17 protein-coding genes are annotated in these 18,657 nt (G+C 71.4%); 10 read left to right on the forward strand and 7 right to left on the reverse strand.

The genetic code is table 11. From position 1 onward, the window contains the following. The first annotated feature begins 10 nt into the window (after positions 1-10). The 9 genes from lepB to GI374_RS04750 all read left to right on the forward strand — a co-directional run bounded on the left by lepB (position 11) and on the right by GI374_RS04750 (position 5,817). Complete coding sequence (gene lepB, locus GI374_RS04710) at positions 11-802, forward strand: signal peptidase I (RefSeq protein ID WP_154335856.1); 792 nt, start codon at positions 11-13, stop codon at positions 800-802. Further along, the gene (gene rnc, locus GI374_RS04715) at positions 799-1,482 is read left to right on the forward strand and encodes a ribonuclease III (RefSeq protein ID WP_154335857.1); all 684 of its coding nucleotides are present in this window, start codon (positions 799-801) and stop codon (positions 1,480-1,482) included. The genes lepB and rnc overlap by 4 nt, the downstream gene beginning before the upstream one ends. Next, positions 1,479-2,399 (forward strand): GTPase Era, encoded by a 921-nt coding sequence (gene era / locus GI374_RS04720; RefSeq protein WP_154335858.1) that lies wholly within the window; start codon positions 1,479-1,481, stop codon positions 2,397-2,399. The genes rnc and era overlap by 4 nt, the downstream gene beginning before the upstream one ends. A gap of 3 nt (positions 2,400-2,402) precedes the next feature. Next, the gene (locus tag GI374_RS04725) at positions 2,403-2,723 is read left to right on the forward strand and encodes a DUF1491 family protein (RefSeq protein ID WP_370515143.1); all 321 of its coding nucleotides are present in this window, start codon (positions 2,403-2,405) and stop codon (positions 2,721-2,723) included. A 148-nt stretch (positions 2,724-2,871) separates the two neighbouring features. Beyond that, a complete protein-coding gene (locus GI374_RS04730) occupies positions 2,872-3,375 on the forward strand; it encodes a YbjN domain-containing protein (RefSeq protein WP_154335859.1) in 504 nt (167 codons plus the stop codon). A gap of 42 nt (positions 3,376-3,417) precedes the next feature. After that, positions 3,418-4,227, forward strand: a complete 810-nt coding sequence (gene proC, locus GI374_RS04735) for a pyrroline-5-carboxylate reductase (protein WP_154335860.1) — start codon at positions 3,418-3,420, stop codon at positions 4,225-4,227. Beyond that, positions 4,224-4,577, forward strand: a complete 354-nt coding sequence (locus tag GI374_RS04740; protein ID WP_154335861.1) for a tRNA-binding protein — start codon at positions 4,224-4,226, stop codon at positions 4,575-4,577. Before proC ends, GI374_RS04740 begins: the two co-directional genes overlap by 4 nt. Further along, positions 4,577-5,530 carry a D-glycerate dehydrogenase gene (locus GI374_RS04745; protein ID WP_154335862.1) on the forward strand — a complete coding sequence of 318 codons (954 nt, stop codon included), beginning with the start codon at positions 4,577-4,579 and terminating at the stop codon, positions 5,528-5,530. The genes GI374_RS04740 and GI374_RS04745 overlap by 1 nt, the downstream gene beginning before the upstream one ends. Positions 5,531-5,607: 77 nt before the next feature. Then, positions 5,608-5,817 (forward strand): CsbD family protein, encoded by a 210-nt coding sequence (locus tag GI374_RS04750; protein WP_154335863.1) that lies wholly within the window; start codon positions 5,608-5,610, stop codon positions 5,815-5,817. Positions 5,818-5,924: 107 nt separating this feature from the next. Here GI374_RS04750 and GI374_RS04755 read toward each other — a convergent pair whose 3' ends face one another. Then, positions 5,925-9,386: an error-prone DNA polymerase gene (locus GI374_RS04755; protein WP_154335864.1), complete on the reverse strand. Its 3,462-nt coding sequence runs from the start codon at positions 9,384-9,386 to the stop codon at positions 5,925-5,927. A 211-nt stretch (positions 9,387-9,597) separates the two neighbouring features. Here GI374_RS04755 and GI374_RS04760 point away from each other — a divergent pair, with 211 nt between their 5' ends. Beyond that, positions 9,598-10,698: a pyridoxal phosphate-dependent aminotransferase gene (locus GI374_RS04760; RefSeq protein WP_154335865.1), complete on the forward strand. Its 1,101-nt coding sequence runs from the start codon at positions 9,598-9,600 to the stop codon at positions 10,696-10,698. Here GI374_RS04760 and GI374_RS04765 read toward each other — a convergent pair. From GI374_RS04765 to GI374_RS04790, 6 genes are all read right to left on the reverse strand, one after another. Further along, positions 10,695-13,715 carry a valine--tRNA ligase gene (locus GI374_RS04765; protein ID WP_154335866.1) on the reverse strand — a complete coding sequence of 1,007 codons (3,021 nt, stop codon included), beginning with the start codon at positions 13,713-13,715 and terminating at the stop codon, positions 10,695-10,697. The genes GI374_RS04760 and GI374_RS04765 overlap by 4 nt on opposite strands. 67 nt (positions 13,716-13,782) lie before the next feature. Continuing rightward, positions 13,783-14,907 carry a hypothetical protein gene (locus GI374_RS04770; RefSeq protein ID WP_154335867.1) on the reverse strand — a complete coding sequence of 375 codons (1,125 nt, stop codon included), beginning with the start codon at positions 14,905-14,907 and terminating at the stop codon, positions 13,783-13,785. A gap of 16 nt (positions 14,908-14,923) precedes the next feature. After that, entirely contained in the window at positions 14,924-15,556 is a 633-nt protein-coding gene (locus tag GI374_RS04775; protein ID WP_154335868.1) for a hypothetical protein, read from the reverse strand. A gap of 28 nt (positions 15,557-15,584) precedes the next feature. Then, a complete protein-coding gene (locus tag GI374_RS19625) occupies positions 15,585-15,770 on the reverse strand; it encodes an aa3-type cytochrome c oxidase subunit IV (RefSeq protein WP_154335869.1) in 186 nt (61 codons plus the stop codon). Between the two features lie 70 nt (positions 15,771-15,840). Continuing rightward, on the reverse strand, positions 15,841-16,872 hold the full coding sequence (locus tag GI374_RS04785; RefSeq protein WP_370515144.1) for an MBL fold metallo-hydrolase: 1,032 nt from the start codon (positions 16,870-16,872) through the stop codon (positions 15,841-15,843). Further along, positions 16,869-18,566: an acyl-CoA dehydrogenase gene (locus tag GI374_RS04790; protein WP_154335870.1), complete on the reverse strand. Its 1,698-nt coding sequence runs from the start codon at positions 18,564-18,566 to the stop codon at positions 16,869-16,871. The genes GI374_RS04785 and GI374_RS04790 overlap by 4 nt, the downstream gene beginning before the upstream one ends. Between the last annotated feature and the right edge of the window lie 91 nt (positions 18,567-18,657).

Raw genomic sequence — 18,657 nt, forward strand, 5'->3', positions numbered from 1 at the left:
CCGCCGCAGCATGGCCGACACGACAACGAAGACCGAGGGCGGCATCTGGGAGACCGTGAAGACGGTGTTCTGGGCCCTCGTCATCGCCGGGATCTTCCGCACGCTGTTCTTCCAGCCGTTCTGGATTCCCTCCGGCTCGATGAAGGACACGCTGCTGATCGGCGACTTCCTGTTCGTCAACAAGATGGCCTATGGCTACTCGCAGCATTCCTGCCCCTTCTCGCTCTGCCCGATTTCGGGCCGCATCCTGGGCTCGGACCCCGAGCGCGGCGACGTGGTGGTGTTCCGCCATCCGACTCGAGGCGTCGATTTCATCAAGCGCGTGGTCGGCCTGCCCGGCGACACGGTGCAGATGCGCAGCGGCACCCTCTGGCTCAACGGGCAGGAGGTGCCGCAGACGCCGAACGGCGTCTTCACCGAACCAAAACTGCCGCAGGGCCCGCAGCAACTGATGCCGCGCTGCGCCAACGAGCCGGTGCCGCAGGGCGCGGTCTGCGAGAAGCCGCGCTTCACCGAGACCCTGCCCGGCGGGCGCACGCATGACGTGCTCGACATCGTGCCGGGCTGGATCGCCGACGACACGCCGGTCTTCACCGTGCCCGCCGGGACGTATTTCTTCATGGGCGACAACCGCGACAACTCCGAGGACAGCCGCTTCGACCCGGCGACCGGCGGTCTCGGCTTCGTGCCGGCCGAATACCTGATCGGCCGCGCCGACCGGATCATGTTCTCGTCGGCGGGCCGGTCGCTGCTCTACTTCTGGACCTGGCGCAGCGACCGCTTCTTCAAGGCGGTGCATTGACGCCCTCGGCCGAAACCACCGCCTTCGCCCGCCGCCTCGGCCATGATTTCGCGCGCCCGGAACTGCTGGTCCGGGCGCTGACACATGGCTCGATCGGCTCCGAGACGCGGCCCGACAACCAGCGGCTGGAATTCCTGGGCGACCGCGTCCTCGGCCTCGCCATGGCCGAGGCGCTGCTCGCCGCCGACCGCGGCGCGTCGGAGGGGCAGCTCGCGCCCCGCCTCAACGCCCTCGTGCGCGGCGAGACCTGCGCCGAGGTCGCGCGCGAGGTCGGTCTGGGCGAGGTGCTGAAGCTCGGCCGGTCCGAGATGCTTTCCGGCGGGCGGCGCAAGGAGGCGCTGCTGGCCGACGCGCTCGAGGCGGTGCTGGCGGCGGTCTATCTCGACGCCGGATGGGAGGCGGCGCGGGCCGTGGTCCTGCGCCTCTGGGGCGACCGGCTGGATCAGGTTCAAGCCGATGCGCGCGACGCCAAGACGATCCTGCAGGAATGGGCGCAGGCGCAGGGCATGCCGCCGCCGCGATATGAGCAGATGGACCGCAGCGGCCCGGACCACGCGCCGCGTTTCCGCATCCGGGTGACGCTCGAGGACGGGCGCAGCGCCGAGGCCGAGGGCGCCGGGACCAAGCGCGGGATCGAACAGGCGGCGGCACGGGCGCTGCTGGATGAGGTGGGGGCATGACAGAGAACGAACCGACCCGCGCGGGCTTCGTCGCGCTTCTGGGCGAGCCGAATGCCGGGAAATCCACGCTGCTGAACCGCATGGTGGGCGCCAAGGTCGCGATCGTGACCCACAAGGTCCAGACCACCCGCGCCCGCATCCGCGGCATCGCCATCGAGGGCGCCGCGCAGCTTGTGTTCGTAGACACGCCGGGCCTCTTCCGCCCGCGCCGCCGCCTTGACCGGGCGATGGTCGCGGCCGCCTGGGGCGGGGTGGCGGATGCCGATATCGTGCTGCTGCTCATCGAAGCGCATCGCGGGCTGACGGAGGGCGTGGCCGAAATCCTCGAGGCGCTGAAGGACCGGGCGCGCGGCATCCCGGTGGCGCTCGTCATCAACAAGATCGACCGGGTGAAGGCGGAGGTCCTGCTGGCGCTCTCGGAACGGCTGAACGCCGCCTTCGCCTTCGAGCAGACCTTCATGATCTCCGCCGAGCGCGGCCACGGCACCGACGACCTGCGCCGCTGGCTAGCGCAGGCGGTGCCGGAAGGCCCGTGGCTCTACCCCGAGGACCAGATCGCCGACCTCCCGATGCGGATGATCGCGGCCGAGATCACGCGCGAGAAGCTGACCCTGCGCCTGCACGAGGAAATTCCCTACCAGCTCACGGTCGAGACCGAGGCCTGGGAGGAACGCGACGACGGCTCGGCCCGCATCGACCAGATCATCTATGTCGCCCGGCCCGGCCACAAGGGCATCGTGCTGGGCAAGGGCGGCGAGACGATCAAGGCCGTCGGCCAGCTGGCCCGCGCCGAGCTCAAGGAGTTCATGGGCCGCGACGTGCACCTGTTCCTGCAGGTCAAGGTGCGCGAGAACTGGCAGGAGGAGGCCGAACGCTATGGCGAGATCGGCCTCGACTTCCGCGACGGCAACGCCTGACACGTGGAGGCGCGGCTCGCCACCGGCCTCTGGGTCTCGGCCTGGCTGCACCGGCTGGATCTCGAGGGGCGCGCCGGCTACGTCCTGCGCCGGGGAGATGCGACCGCGGGGGCGGTGCTGGTCAAGGCCGCGACGCTCGACGGACGCGCGGCGCTCTGGTCGCGGCAATGGGATTTCGAGACCGACACCCGCCCCTGGACCCGCATCGCCGAGGGGCCGGAGGCCGAGATCGACGCGACTGCCCGGCGGCAGACCGCCACCGACCCCGACCTCTGGCTGCTGGAGGTCGAGGCCCGTGACGGCGACCCGCAGCTGATGGAGTGAGCTGTCACGGAAATATCGCTTGCTACCTGCCCCCTTTGCTCCCACGATATGTTGTAGGCACCGGCGCGTATGAACGCCGGGCCTTGTGAGGTCCACCACCGCTTGGGGCCAACTCGCCCCGCGGTTCTGCGAAAGGCAGGGACAGGCCATGGCGCTCTCCGAACAATTCATCGTCAGCGACGACATCCACCCGATCGACATCGTCGAGACTGTCGCCACGCATCACGCTTGGGAGTTCGACCGGCTGGCCGACGATCAGATCGCGATGGTCGTCGAGGGCCAGTGGCGAAGCTATTCCCTGACCCTCGCCTGGTCGGCGCGCGAGGAGATGCTGCGGCTGATCTGCACCTTCGACTTCGACCCGCCGACGGAGAAGCTCCCCGCGCTCTACGAGGCGCTGAACCTCGCCAACGATCAGGTCTGGGAGGGCGGCTTCACCTTCTGGTCGCCGCAGAAGCTGCTGGTCTGGCGCTACGGCCTGCTGCTCGCGGGCGAGGCGATGGCCGAGCCGGGGCAGATCGACCGCATGATCCGCGCCGCCGTCGAGGAGGCCGAACGCTTCTACCCCGCCTTCCAGCTCGCCTGCTGGGGCGATGCGACGCCCGAGGCGGCGCTGGACATCGCCATGGGCCAAGCCTACGGACGGGCCTGACGGGACGCCCCGCCGGGCTTCCCTGCGATGGGGGCGCGGCGCATGGATCTGTCACATCTGAACGACCGCGGGCTTCTGCTCGTTGGCTGCGGCAAGATGGGGGGCGCGCTGCTCGACGGCTGGCTCGCCCGCGGGCTGCGGCCGGGCGCGGTCCATGTCGTTGATCCGGCACTCGACCCGGCGCTTGGAGACCGGGGAGTCGCGGTGAACGGCCCGGCGCCGGCCGATCCGGCGGTGCTGGTCCTCGCGGTGAAGCCGCAGGTGATGGACAGCGTGCTGCCCGACCTCGCCGCTTATGGCCACGGCGGGACGCTGATCGTCTCGGTCGCGGCGGGCACGACGCTCGCGCGGCTGGGCCGCGCCTTCCCCGATGCGCCGATCGTCCGCGCCATGCCGAACACGCCCGCCGCGATCGGGCAGGGGATCACCGCCATCACCGGCAACGGCAAGGCGGATGCCGAGGCCCTCGATCTCGCGCAGACGCTGATGGAGGCCGTGGGCCACGTCGTGCGGCTGCAGGGCGAGCACCAGATCGACGCCGTCACCGGTCTTTCCGGCAGCGGCCCGGCCTATGTCTTTCACATGATCGAGGCGATGACCGACGCGGGCGAGGCGGCCGGGCTGCCCCGCGATCTCGCGCTGGAACTCGCGCGGACGACGGTGGCGGGCGCGGGCGCGCTTGCGATGGCCTCGGACGCGGCGCCGTCGAAGCTGCGTGAGGACGTGACCTCGCCGAACGGCACCACGGCCGCGGGGCTTGCGGTGCTGATGGACGAGGCGCGCGGCCTGCGCCCGCTGATGCGCGCGACCGTCGCCGCTGCCGCCGCACGCGGGCGGGAGCTTGCCGGATGACCGATTCGCCGGCCCCCGAGATCACCTTCGACGATTTCCTGAAGCTCGACATCCGCGTCGGCCGCATCAGCCGCGCGGAACCGTTCCCGGAGGCGAGGAAGCCCGCACTGAAGCTGTGGGTGGATTTCGGCGGCGCCCTGGGCGAGAAGCGCAGCTCCGCCCAGATCACCCGCCACTACGCGCCTGAGGAGCTGGTCGGCCGTCAGGTGCTGGCGGTGGTCAACTTTCCGCCCCGGCAGATCGGCAAGGTCCGCTCGGAGGTGCTGGTCCTCGGCGTACCGGATGCCGACGGCGAGGTGGTGCTGGTCGGTCCCGGCCACGAGGTTCCGCTGGGGGGGCGGCTCTTCTGATGAAACTCTTCGTCACCCGCCGCATGACGCCGCGCGCCGAGGCCACCATCCGCCATCGTTTCGACGCCACCTTCCGCGACAGCACCACGCCGCTGACCGCAGTCGAGGCCGCTGCCGCCCTGCGTGACTACGACGCGGTGATTCCGACGCTCGGCGATGGCTTCGGCGCGGCCGCCTTCGCGGGCGAGGGCCTGCGCGCGAGGCTGCTCGCCAATTTCGGCGCCGGGACCAACCACATCGACCTCGCCGCCGCCCGCGCCGCCGGGATCGCGGTCACCAACACCCCCGATGTCGTCACCGACGCCACCGCCGACATCGCGCTGATGCTGATGCTGATGACCTGCCGCCGCGCCTCCGAGGGCGAGCGGCGGCTGCGCGCGGGCGAATGGACCGGCTGGCATCCGACGCAGCTTCTGGGCCGCCACCTCGGCGGCATGACGGTGGGCATCGTCGGCATGGGCCGCATCGGCAAGGCCATCGCGCGGCGCTGCCACGGCGGCTTCGGCATGGACGTGGTGTTCTTCAACCGCTCGCATGTCAGCGCCCTCGACCTGCCCGCGCGGCAGATGCCGGACCTGCGCGAGATGCTCGCCGCCTGCGACATTGCCGTGATCGCGGTGCCGGGCGGGACCGGGACGCGGCACCTGATCGGCCCGGCGGAGCTCGCCGCCCTTGGGCCGCAGGGCTTCCTCGTCAACATCGCCCGCGGCGACGTGGTGGACGAATCGGCGCTGATCCAGGCGCTGCACGAGGGGCAGATCGCGGGCGCCGGCCTCGACGTGTACGAGCACGAGCCGCATGTGCCGCAGGGGCTGCTCGACGCGCCGAACGCCACGCTGCTGCCGCATCTCGGCACCGCCGCCGAGGAGGTCCGCACCGACATGGCGTTGCGCGCGCTCGATAACGTCACCGCCTTCGCCGCAGGCCGGAGGCCTGACGATCTGGTGAACTGAACACTGCGTCATCGCCGCGGAACCGCATCCGCTGCCGCGTCGTTCTCCCGTCAAGACAGGCATGACAGGAGACAGCGATGAACTGGGATATCGTCGAAGGCAAATGGGACCAGCTCAAGGGCTCCGTGAAGGAGAAATGGGGCGATCTCACGGATGACGAGCTGACGCAGATGGGCGGCAACCGCGACCGCATGATGGGCAAGATGCAGGAGAAATACGGCTGGACCAAGGATGAGGCCGACCGCCAGCTGACCGATTTCTTCCGCGACCGGACCGGCCGGATCTGAGACCCGCCGCATTCGTTTTCCCGAGTAATCCGTTCACGAGTTCAGGGGTCCGGCCCGCCCGGACCCAAAGGCGCCCCGCTTGCGGGGCGCCTTTCTTTCGTTCCGCCTCAATGGAAGTCCCGGCTCGGGAACAGCGCCTTCGCCTGCTCGCGTGGATGCCGCGTCCCACGCGGGGGCTTGCGAACCCCGCCCTCGTCCGCCCGCGCGTCGATCCCCTCGCGCAACCGGCCGAGCTGCGGCGATAGGTCCTCGACCGTCTCGGCGATCAGATGCGTGACGATCCCCTCGCGCTGCAGCAGCCCCGTCACCCGCAGCAGCCGTCCCCCGATCACCGCGGCCCGGAACCGCTGATAGACCCGCGCCCAGACGATCACGTTGGCGTGGCCGGTCTCGTCCTCGAGCGTCAGGAAGATCACCCCCGAGGCGGTGCCGGGCCGCTGCCGGGTGATGACGAGGCCGGTGATGGTGTGGCGGCGCAGCGGCGCGCGGGCCAGTTCCGCGCAGGGGCTCATCGGCCCGATCTCGGCCGTCAGCGGCCGGCGCAGGATCGCCATCGGATGGGCGCGCAGGCTGAGGCGGGTGGAAAGGTAGTCCTCCAGCACCTGCTCGCCGGTGGACATGGCGGGCAGGCTGACCTCCGGCTCGGGGATCGCCTCGCCGTCGATCGGGTCGGCAAACAGCGGCAGCGGCTTCGGCCCGAGGGCCCGCACCTGCCAGAGCGCGTCGCGCCGGGCGAGGCCGAGGGCGGCGAAGGCATCCGCCTCGGCCAGGCGCTCCAGCACCGAGGGACGCACCCCGGCCCGGCGCCAGACCGAGGCGACGTCCGGATAGCCGTTCGCCCGCGCCGCGACGATCCAGTCGGCGTCCTCCTGCCCCAGCCCCTTCACCAGCCGGAAGCCCAAGCGGAGCGCAAGCGCGCCATCCGGCCGCGGCTCCAGCGTGCAGTCCCAGTGACTCGCCTCGATGCTGACGGGGCGCACCTCCACCCCATGCTCGCGCGCGTCCCGGACCAGCTGCGCCGGAGCATAGAACCCCATCGGCTGGCTGTTCAGCAGCGCGCAGGTGAAGGCCGCCGGGTGGTGGCGCTTCATCCAGGCGGAGGCGTAGACGAGGATCGCGAAGCTGGCGGCATGGCTCTCGGGGAAGCCGTATTCGCCGAAGCCCTCGATCTGGTCGAAGCAGCGGGTGGCGAAGGCGGGATCGTAGCCGCGTTCCAGCATCCCCTCCATGAAGCGGTCGCGGAAGCCGCCGATGGTGCCCATCTTGCGGAAGGTGGCGAGGCTGCGGCGCAACCGGTCGGCCTCGCCCGGATCGAAGCCCGCGCCGACCACGGCGATCTGCATCGCCTGCTCCTGAAAGAGCGGGATGCCCTTGGTCCGCCACAGCACCTCGTTGAGTTCGGGCGAGGGGATCACCACCGCCTCGCGGCTCTGGCGGCGGGCGAGATAGGGATGGACCATGTCGCCCTGGATCGGGCCGGGGCGGACGATGGCGACCTCGATCACGAGGTCGTAGAACTCGCGCGGCTGCATCCGCGGCAGGAAGTTCAGCTGCGCCCGGCTCTCGACCTGGAAGACGCCGATGGCGTCGGCGCGGCAGAGCATCTCGTAGACGGAAGGATCCTCGCGCGGGACCGTGGCGATGCCGTAGCGCGGGCCGCCGTGGCTGGCAATCAGGTCGAACCCCTTGCGCAGCGCCGAGAGCATCCCGAGGCCGAGGATGTCCACCTTGAGGATGCCGAGCGCGTCGATGTCGTTCTTGTCCCATTCGATGATCGTGCGGTCCTCCATCGCCGCGTTCTCGATCGGGCAGATCTCGTCCAACCGGTCCTGGGTGATGACGAAGCCGCCGACATGCTGGCTGAGATGGCGCGGGAAGCCGATGATCTCGCCGATCAGCCGCAGCGTGAGCGCGAGGCGCGGCTCCTCCGGGTCGAGGCCGAGGCTGCGGATGCGCTCAGGCTCCGGCGGGGCCGAGCCCCAGCCCCAGCCGAGGCCGGCGATGGCGGCGACCGTGTCGTCCGACAGGCCCATGACCTTGCCGACCTCGCGCACGGCGGCGCGGGTGCGGAAATGGATCACGGTCGCGGTCAGCCCGGCGCGGTGGCGGCCGTAGGTGCGATAGATGTGCTGGATCACCTCCTCGCGCCGCTCATGCTCGAAATCCACGTCGATGTCGGGCGGCTCGCCGCGCTCCTTCGAGATGAAGCGCTCGAACACCATCTGCGTGGTGCCGGGCGGCACCTCGGTGATGCCGAGCGCGTAGCAGACGAGCGAGTTCGCGGCCGAGCCGCGTCCCTGGCAGAGGATGCCTTCCGAGCGGGCGAAACCCATGATGTCGTGGACGGTGAGGAAATAGGGCGCGTAGTTCAGGTCGCGGATGAGGGCGACTTCGCGGTCGAGCTTGGCCTGCAGATCGGGCGCGATGCCGCGCGGGAAGCGGCCGGGATCGCGCACGGCCTCGGCGATAAGCCGCTCCAGCCGGATTTGTGCCGGTTCGCCGGCCGAGACCTCGTCCGGGTACTGGTAGGAGAGTTCGTCAAGCGAGAAGCGGCAGAGGCGCGCAATCGCCATCGTCCGCGCCACCGCCTCGGGGTATTCGGCGAAGACGCGCAGCATCTCGGCCCCTCGCTTGAGGCGCCGCTCGGCATTCGGCAGCGCGTGGAGGCCGAGGCTGTCCACCGTGCAGCCGAGGCGCATGCAGGAGAGCACATCGGCCAGCGCCCGCCGCGCGGCGCGGTGCATCAGCACGTCGCCCGCCGCCACCATCGGCAACCCGGTCTCGCGCGCGAGGTCCGCCAGCCGCCGCAGCCGCGCCCGGTCCTGCCCGTCCCAGCGGGGCACCGCGCCGAGCGAGAGGCGGGAGCGGTGCCGCGCGGCCATGCGGGCGAGCGCGTCGTGGACCGCCCCGGCCTCGGGCGCGGGCCGGCGCTCTGCGGCCTCGGCGCGGCGCTCCGCGAGGCTGCGGGTGCGCTTCTTCGGCGCCGGCTCGTCAGGGTCTTCGTCCGAAGGCCCTGCGGCAATCCTTCGTACGAAGGATTTCGGGGCCTCGCCCGCAGGCGCCAGCGGATCGGGGGGCAGGGCGATCAGCTGCATGCCCTCGGTCCCGGAGACGATCTCGGCGAGCCGCAGGTGACACTCGCCCTTCGGCGCCCGGCGCTTGCCGAGGCTGAGAAGCTGCGTCAGCCGGGCATAGCCCGCCCGGTCCATCGGCAGCGCCAGCCATTCCACCGGACTGTCCAACGCGACCAGCCGCGCGCCGACGATCAGCCGCGGCAGCGCCACCGGGGCGGCGGTCGCAAGCGTCGCCCCCTCGACCACCGTGCGGGCGCTGTTGTCCAGCGTCCGCTGCCCCGAGATGCGCGGCCCAGGCCCCGCCTCGTCGCGCATCCGCGCCAGCTCCCGCAGCGCCGCATGGGCGCGGACCACGCCGGCGAGGCTGTTGCGGTCGGTGATGGCGATGGCGTCGAGGCCGAGTTCCGCCGCGCGCGTGACCAGCTCCTCCGGGTGCGAGGCCCCGGTGAGGAAGGTGAAGTTGGAGGTGGTGAAGAGCTCCGCATAGGCCGTCATCGCCCGACCCCCTGAAGGGCGGCGAATGGGACCGGGGCGGACAAGGTGGCAGCCATGTCACGATTCGGTTTGTTCAACCTTTGTTCTACACCATCCCGCTCCCGTGTCTCCCTTCTTCTGTCCCGAAATATCCCTCCGGGGGTCCGGGGGTGGAAAACCCCCGGCTTCGCCGCCCTTGCACCGCCCCCGCCTTTCCGCTTCCCTCCGCGGCATGGACCGCCTCCGCTTCGCCCCGATCCCCGCCACCCTGCCGGCCACGGTGCCCTTCACCGGCCCCGAGACGCTCGAGCGGCAACAGGGCCACCCGTTCCGCGCCCGCCTCGGCGCGAACGAGAACGGCTTCGGTCCCTCGCCCAAGGCCGTGGCCGCGATGCAGGCGGCGGCGGGGGAGGTGTGGAAATACGGCGATCCCGACAACCATGACCTCCGCGAGGCGCTTGCGGCCCGGCTGGGCGCGGCGGCGGCGAACGTGATGCCGGGCGAGGGGATCGACGGGCTGCTCGGCCTCGCGGTGCGGCTGTTCATGGCGCCGGGCGAGACGGTCGTGACCTCGGACGGCGCCTATCCGACCTTCAACTACCACGTCGCCGGCTTCGGCGGGGCGCTGTCGAAGGTGCCCTATCGCCACGATGCCGAGGACCCCGAGGCGCTGACCGCCCGCGCGGCCGCGACCGGCGCGCGGCTGATCTACCTCGCCAATCCCGACAACCCGATGGGCTCATGGCAGCCGTGCGGACGAATCGAGGCGATGCTGGAGGCACTGCCCGCGGGGACGCTCCTGCTGCTGGACGAGGCCTATGCCGACTTCCTGCCGCCCGAGGCCCTGCCGCAGATCGACCCCGAAGACCCCCGCGTGCTGCGCTTCCGCACCTTCTCCAAGGCCTACGGCATGGCCGGCGCGCGGGTCGGCTACGCCATCGGTCCGGCGGCGGCCATCGCGGGCTTCGACCGCATCCGCAACCATTTCGGCATCAACCGGATCGCGCAGGCAGGCGCGCTTGCGGCGCTTTCCAACGCGGACTGGCTCGACGCGACCCGCGACAAGGTCGCCGCCGCACGCGAGCGGATCACGGGGATCGGGGCGGCGAACGGGCTGACGGCGCTCCCCTCGGCCACCAACTTCGTCGCGCTCGACACCGGCCGCGACGGCGGGTTCTCGCGCCGCCTGGTTGCCGCCCTCGCCGCGCGCGGGGTGTTCGTGCGGATGCCGGGCACAGGGCCCCTCGACCGCTGCATCCGCGTCAGCTGCGGGCCTGAGGCGGAGCTGGCGCTCTTCGAGGCGGCGCTGCCGGAGGCTCTCGCGGAAACCTAGAGCGCCGCCAACTGCGCCAGGGCCGCGCGGGTGCGGGCGATCTCCTCGTCCAAGGCGGCCAGTTTCTCGCGCGTCTCCTCGATCACCTCGGGATCGGCGCTTTCCACGAAGCGGGGATTGTCGAGCCGCTTCCGCAGGCCCTCGGCGTCCTTGACCGTCCGCGCCAACTGCTTCTCCAGCCGCGCGGTCTCGGCCGCGGCGTCGATCACGTCGCCCACCGGCAGCGCAAAGCTGGCGCCGGGGGCGCTCACCGCGATGGTCCCGCGCTCGGCGGCGCCGTCACGGGCCGGGTTCACCCGCGCCAGCCGCTCGATCAGCGGCGCGTTGGCGGCAAGCGCCGCGCGGGCCGCGGCATCCGCCTCGGTCACGATCAGGTCGAGCTTCGCCGCCGCCGGAACGCCAAGCTGCGCGCGGGCCGAGCGGATGGCGTCGATCAGCGCGATGACCCAGTTCATCTCGCGGTCGGCGGCCTCGTCGATCGCCTCCGCCTCGGGCCAAGGTCCGAGCGCCAGCATCCGCTCGCGCCCGGCGGTCAGCGCCCAGAGTTCCTCGGTCACGAAGGGCATGACCGGATGCAGCAGCGCGAAGGTCCGGTCGAGGACGAAACCCATCGTCGCCCGCGTCTCCGCCGCCGCCTCGCCGTCGAAGAGGGGCTTCGCCGCCTCGACATACCAGTCGCAGAGCTTGCCCCAGGTGAAGGCGTAGAGCGCCCCGGCCGCCTCGTTGAAGCGGAACGCCCCGAGCGCCTCGTCCACCTGCCGGGTGACGCGTGACAGCTCGCCCAGAATCCAGCGGTTGACCGTATGCGACGGCTGCGGCCGCGCCGCGCCGCCCGTGACGCCGTTCATCTGCGCGAAGCGGGTCGCGTTCCACAGCTTCGTGACGAAGTTCCGGCTGCCCTCGACGTGCTTCGGCCCCAGCTTCGGGTCGCGCCCCATCGCCGCCATCGAGGTCAGCGTGAAGCGCAGCGCGTCGGCACCATAGGCGTCCACCAACGTCAGCGGGTCGATGACGTTGCCCTTGGACTTCGACATCTTCGCGCCTTTCTCGTCCCGGACGAGGCCGTGGACATAGACCTGGCGGAAGGGCACCTCGTCCACGATGGCGAGCTGCATCATCATCATCCGGGCGACCCAGAAGAACAGGATATCGAAGCCCGTCACCAGCACGTCGGTCGGGAAGTAGCGGCGCAGTTCCTCGGTATCCTCGGGCCAGCCCAGCGTTCCGATCGGCCAGAGGCCGGAGGAGAACCAGGTGTCGAGCACGTCGGGGTCGCGCCAGACGGGATAGACCAGATGCGTCGGGTCCTGGCTCGTCTCGTATTCGGCGAGGCTCGCGGCGAAGCGGTGGATCGCCTCGGCGCGGTCGGCGACCTCGACCACCTGGGCCGCGCTGATCGGCGCGGGCTGCGGGGCGAGTTCGTCGATGAAGCGGTCGCGGACCTCGTCGAAGCTGAGCGCGGCGCGGTGGATCTGGCCGGGGCGGACCAGCCGGTCCTCGTTCAGCAGGCGGAACATCTCGGACGGGTCGATCTGGCCGTCGCCCTCATCGTCCCGGTAGCCCCCGGCCTCGAGGTCGAGGCCATACCAGACCGGGATCTGGTGGCCCCACCAGAGTTGCCGGCTGATGCACCAGGGCTCGATGTTCTCGAGCCAGTGGAAATAGACCTTGGCGTGGCTCTCGGGGACGATCTCGGTGCGGCCGTCGCGGACCGCGTCGATGGCGGGCTGCACGATCCGCGCGGTGTCCACGAACCACTGGTCGGTCAGCATCGGCTCGATCACCACCTTCGAGCGGTCGCCGAAGGGCTGCATGATCTTGCGCCGCTCAACCCACGGGTTGCCCTCGGCATCGGTGACGGCCAGGCCCTCGGCGGTGATTTCCTCCACCACGGCGCGGCGGGCGTCGAGGCGGTCGAGGCCGCGCAGGGCCTCGGGCACGAGGTTAACGGCGGACACGTCGCCCACGTCCTCGCCCCGTGCCGCGCGGGTGGCGATCTCGGCGGACTCGGCGTAGCTCAGGCCATCGGTCCGCATCCGCGCGCGGCCATCCATCAGCACATAGAGCGGGATGCCGTTCCGCCTTGCCACGGCGTAGTCGTTGAAGTCATGCGCGCCCGTGATCTTGACCGCGCCCGAGCCGAAGGTCGGGTCCGGGTAGTCGTCGGTGATGATCGGGATCAGGCGGCGGCTCTCCTTCGGCCCCACGGGGATCTCGCAGAGCCTGCCCACGATCGGCGCATAGCGCGCGTCCGAGGGGTGGACCGCCACGGCGCCGTCGCCAAGCATCGTCTCGGGCCGGGTCGTGGCGATGGAGATGTAGTCGCGGGTCTCGCGCAGCGTGACGTTCCCGTCCGCGTCACGCTCGACGTATTCATAGGTTTCGCCGCCGGCCAGCGGATACTTGAAGTGCCACATCTGGCCGTCGGTCTCGATGTTCTCGACCTCGAGGTCGCTGATGGCGGTCTCGAAATGCGGGTCCCAGTTCACCAGCCGCTTGCCGCGATAGATCAGGCCCTGATCGTGCATCGCGATGAAGACCCGCAGCACCGCGTCGTGGAAGCCCGCATCCATCGTGAAGCGGTTGCGCGACCAGTCGCAGGAGGCGCCGAGGCGCTTCAGCTGGTGCATGATCGCGTCGCCCGACTGCTCCTTCCACTCCCAGACCTTCTCGATAAAGGCCTCGCGGCCGATCTCGCGGCGGCCCGGCTGACCGGCCTCGGCCATCCGCCGCTCGACCACCATCTGCGTGGCGATGCCGGCGTGATCCTGGCCCGGCTGCCACAGCACGTCATGGCCGCGCATCCGGTGCCAGCGGACGAGGATGTCTTGCAGCGTGCTGTTGAAGGCGTGGCCGATATGCAGGCTGCCGGTGACGTTCGGCGGCGGGATCACGACCGAGAAGGCGGGGGCGTTCGGCCTGGCGCCGGCACCGGCGCGGAAGGCGCCCGCGGCCTCCCATGCGCGCGCGATGCGCTCCTCGGCGGCGGCGGCGTCGAAGGTCTTGTCCATGCTCATCGTCTGGTCCTCGCGGGGTCGCGGACGGTCTAGCGGCTGCGCGGGCGAAGGCCAAGCGGGCCGCGTGTCAGCCGTCGAGCCGCCCCAGCAGCGCCTGCGCCTCGGCATTCCTCGGCCATTCGTTCAGCGCGCGCGAGAGGCTGCGCCGTGCCGCATCGCTGCGCCCGGCGTCGAGCGCCGCCGCCGCCTCGCGCAGCGACTCGGCCGAGCGCAGGCGACCGAGGTCGCGGACCAGTTGCAGGACCATCGCCGCGCGGCGGTCCTCGGCTTCATCCCCGTCATCCTCCGCAGCCGCGCGCTCCTCCGGCAGCACCGGCGTCATGTCGCGGCCCATCCGCTCGGAGAGCCAGGCGATGTCGTCGCGGTTCGCCTCGATCATCGCCGCCAGCGTCTCGCGCGGCAGGCCGAAGCGGCCGCCGCCGCTAAGATACGGGCGCAGGTAGCGCTCGACGAACCAGCGGCCGATGGGGTCGCTTCCCCGCGCCTGCCGCTGCATCCGGTCGAGGAAATCCGTCGCCTCGGCGCTCAGCGAGGGGTTCGCCCGCACCTCCTCCACATCCGCCGCCAGCTCCGCCGGGATGCCCGCCGCATCAAGGAAATCCGCCAGCAGCGAGCCGCCCGCGAACCCCGCCGGATCGAACAGACGCAGCTCCGCCTCGGCCTCGGGAAAGAGCGTCAGCACCGGCTCCATCAGCGCGCGGTAGGAGGTATTCCCCGTCTCCGCCTCGGCCCTGGGCTGGGTCTTGGTGCGCTGCTGCACGAGGCTGTTCCACCAGTCGAGCGGCGGGCGGACGTAGATCACGATCCTGAGCCGGTCGAAGCCCGCCGCCAGCACCGCGGCCCGCAGGCGGCCGCGCCCGTCCTCGGGGCGCGGGGCGCGCGCCTTGCCAGGGCCCTTCACGCGCCCCATCCCCTCGGCCGAAAGCACGGTGAAGGCGGCGGGCCGGGCGAGGCAGGCGCGCAGGCTGGCCTCGATCGCGTTGTCCGAGCCATAGCGCGCCCGGAGGTGGCCGGGCATGCGCTTCTCGCAATACGGCCGCGAGAGCGCCTTCAGCGGCTCGCTGTGGTTCGGTCCGATGTCCCAGTAGACCAGCCCGCGCGCGGCCAGCCGATCACGGGCGGCGTAGAGGCTGCGCTGGATCGAACTCGAGCCGCATTTCGGCAGCCCGGCATGGAGGATCAGGGTCCGCATGCCCCTTCCCCCGTGTTCAGTTGACGGCCACGTTCCCCGCCCGCGTCAGCTGCCCGTGCTGGCGCAGCAGGACGTCGTGGTTGTTGGCCGGGTCGCCGTCCATGTGGCGGCGCGAGGTCACGCCGGGCAGGCTCAGGAACCAGTTGCGCAGCTTCAGCGGCGCCAGCGTCGAGGGCGCGCCCTCGAAGCCCGGCACCCGGCGCAGCACCGTCGCGGTGTCCCGGGCGCAGAAACCTTGTGAGCCCGCGCCTTGCGCCTCCGCCGAGCGGATCATCGCGTCGGCGATCTCGCGCGTGACCGGGATGCTGTCCTCGGCCACCCAGTAGGTCTCGCGGGCGTGGTAGTCGAGGTAGAACGCCTTGAAGTTGTCGGTGATGCCGTAGAGCACGTCGTTGCGCTCGGGGATATGCGGGTGCTGCCAGCTTCCGGCCGGGTCGTAGATCACCCGCTGGCTGCCGTTGATCATCAGCCCCGAATGCGCCCCCTCGCCGCGCGGGATGCCGATGACGGTCAGCAGCGTGACCGAGGGCGGGGCGTCCGAGACGAAGCGCGCGGCGCGGACGGCCTCGTCGGGGGCCCAGACGGACTCGCCGCAGGCGGCAAGCGCGGCGGTGGCGGCGCCCAGCGTCAGGAAGGTGCGGCGTTGCATTGGCGGTCCTCTGCGGCGGCGGCCGGCGTCAGGCGTTGACCAGCGCCAGGAAGATCAGCGTGAGAATGGAGATCACCGCGCTCCAGGTCAGGACCTTGATGAAGCCGTGGAAGGTCTTGTCCTGCCGGGTGGCGTCCATCGTGCCGTGGACATGCCCGCCTGCGGGCGCATCGCGGCGGGTGGTGGTCGTCGTCGTGGTGGTCGTGGTCGCCATCTCGTCCCTCGCCTCAGGCAATCGTCGCGTCGCGGTCGGCCTCAGGGATTAGCCGAACTGGTCCGGCCTGTCACGCCCCCCAGAGGATTGCGCCGCTCTCCGTGCGCCCGACCTCGCGCGCGCGCCCCTCGCGCCGCAGCCGGTTCACATGCGCCACCGCCTCGACGAGCGCGAGGCCGTATTCCCCCGCGCCGATCCGCCGCCGGTAGAGGATGCCGAAGCAGCCCGCCGCCGTGCGCGGCTCCTCGGCGAGCGCGGCGGCGAGGCGGTCGAGGGCGGCGGTGTGGTTCTCGATCAGCTGCGCGAGCCGCATGGGCAGGCCCGTGAAGGGCAGCCCGTGGCCCGGCAGGACCAGTTGCGTCTCGGTGGCATGGCTGCCGAGGCGGGCGCAGCTTTCCAGCCAGTCGCCGACCGGATCGGCCTCCGGCTCGGTCGGATAGACGCCGAGGTTGGGCGAGATCGACGGCAGCAGCTGGTCGCCGCCCAGCACCACCGCGTCGGTCCAGAGCGTCGCATGCGCCGCCGCATGCCCCTCGCCCATTCGCACGGTCCAGTCGCGCCCGGCGAGGCGCAGCGTCGCGCCCTCGCGCAGCCGGGTGTAGCCCAACGGCAGGCTGTGGCAGACATCCACCGCGTTCCACGGCCGCTCGGCCTGCCGCGTGGCCATGAGCGCCTCGTCCATCCCCGCCATGCGCCAGAAGGCCAGTTGCTCGGGCACCGGCCGCTCCTGCACGTCGAGCCACAGCATCCGCGCCGTCAGCCATGCCGTGCGCGAGACCAGAAGCGCCGCCCCCTGCGCCTGGAACCAGCCCGCGAGGCCGATGTGGTCGGAATGCGAATGCGTCGCCAGCACCCGCGCCACCGGCCGCCCGGCCAGTGGCCCGTCCAGCAGCGCCTGCCAGGCCTCCCGCGTCGGGCTTGTGTCGAAGCCGGTATCGACCACCGTCCAGCCGTCCTCGTCCGCGAGGGCATAGACGTTGACGTGGTCGAGCTTCATCGGCAGCGCCAGCCGCGCCCAGAGGATGCCGGGGGCGACCTCGATCACCGCGCCGGGAGCGGGCGGCTCTGCAAAGGGAAAGCCGAGGCGGCTGGCCCCGCTCACGCGCCCGCGGCGCCAGCGAAGGCCGCGTCGGGCAGCGCGTCGAGGTCGGCGGCCCCGGCGCGGGCCTCGGACAGGTCGCCGAGGATCCGCGGCAGCACCCGCTCGACATAGATGCGGGCGAGGATGCGGCGGCTCTCGTCGCCGGCCTGTGCGGCGCGCAGGTGGTAGTGCGCGCCCAGCACCCGCGCGAAGGCGGCGAGGAACGGCACCGCGCCTGCGTTGCGGTCGGGCCCCGAGGCCTCGGCCATCGCCGCGGTCGCCTCGCGCAGCGATTCGGCCGCCTGCCAGACCGCCTCGGCGAGGTCGGGCAGCGTCTCCTGCGCGGCCTTGGCCCCGGCCTGCATCTCGTCGATCAGCGCGAAGCCCGCCGCCCCGCCATCGGCCAGCTTGCGGCCGACGAGGTCCATCGCCTGGATGCCGTTGGTGCCCTCGTAGATCGGGGTGATCCGCACGTCGCGCCAGAACTGCCCGGCGCCGGTCTCCTCGATATAGCCCATGCCGCCGTGGACCTGGACGCCGGTATCGGCCACGCGGCAGCCGACATCGGTGCCCCAAGCCTTGGCGATCGGCGTCAGGAACGCGGCGCGGGCGGCGCAGTCGGGGTCGCCCGTGGCGCGCGCAAGGTCGATCGCCTGCGCGCAGGCGAGGCAGATGGCGCGGGCGGCAAAGACCTCGGCCCGCGCGGTGGCCAGCATCCGGCGCACATCGGCGTGGCGGATGATCGGCCCGAACTGCTCACGCTCGGCGGCGTAGGCGGCGGCCTTCTGCAGCGCCGCCTCGCCCACGCCGACGCCCTGCACGCCCACGGCCAGCCGAGCCGCGTTCATCATCGTGAACATCGCCGCCATGCCCTTGTGCGGCTCGCCGATGAGCCAGCCCTGCGCGCCCTCGAAGCTCATCACGCAGGTCGGGCTGCCGTGGATGCCGATCTTGTGCTCGAGGCTGACGACCTTGAGGTTGTTGGCGACGCCGGGCTTGCCGTTCTCGTCGGGGATGAGCTTCGGGACCATGAAAAGGCTGATCCCCTTCACCCCCGGCACCCCGTCCGGCAGCCGGGCGAGGACCGCATGGCAGGTGTTCTCCGTCACGTCGCTGTCGCCCCAGGTGATGAAGATCTTCTGGCCCGTGATCGCGTAGCTGCCGTCGCCATTCGGCTCGGCCCGCGTCCTGAGCGCGCCCACGTCCGACCCGGCTGCCGGTTCGGTCAGGTTCATGGTCCCGTTCCACTCGCCCGAGATCAGCTTCGGCAGGTAGGTCGCCTGCATCGCCTCGTCGGCGTGATGCTCAAGCGCCTCGATCTGCCCCTGGGTCAGCAGCGGGTTCAGCTGCAACGCGAGGCAGGCGCCGGCCATGTATTCGCCGACCGCCTGGTTCAACACCTGCGGCAGCCCGGCGCCGCCGTGGTCGGGGGTGGAGGAAAGCCCGATCCAGCCACCTTCGGCAATCGCCGCATAGCCGCGCTCGAAGCCGGGCGAGGAGCGGACGCGCCCGTTCTCGAGCCGCGCCGGCGCGAGGTCGCCCTCGCGGTTCAGCGGCGCCAGCACGTCGGTCGCCATGCGCCCGGCCTCGGTCAGCACCGCGTGGGCGGTCTCCCCGGTGGCTTCCGCGAAGCGCTCGGTGGCGGCGACCTCCGACAGGGGCACCACATGGCGCAGGATGAACAGCGTGTCCTCGACCGGCGCGACATAGGCCATGCGGAAAGCTCCTTCGCGGTGGCCCCGCTTCACAAGCGCGGCGGGGCGGCGTATCGCCCGACCTTGCCGCGCCCGGCCCCGCAACCGCAAG

This window comes from Paracoccus sp. S-4012, assembly GCF_009674885.1.
Classification (GTDB): Bacteria; Pseudomonadota; Alphaproteobacteria; order Rhodobacterales; family Rhodobacteraceae; genus Paracoccus.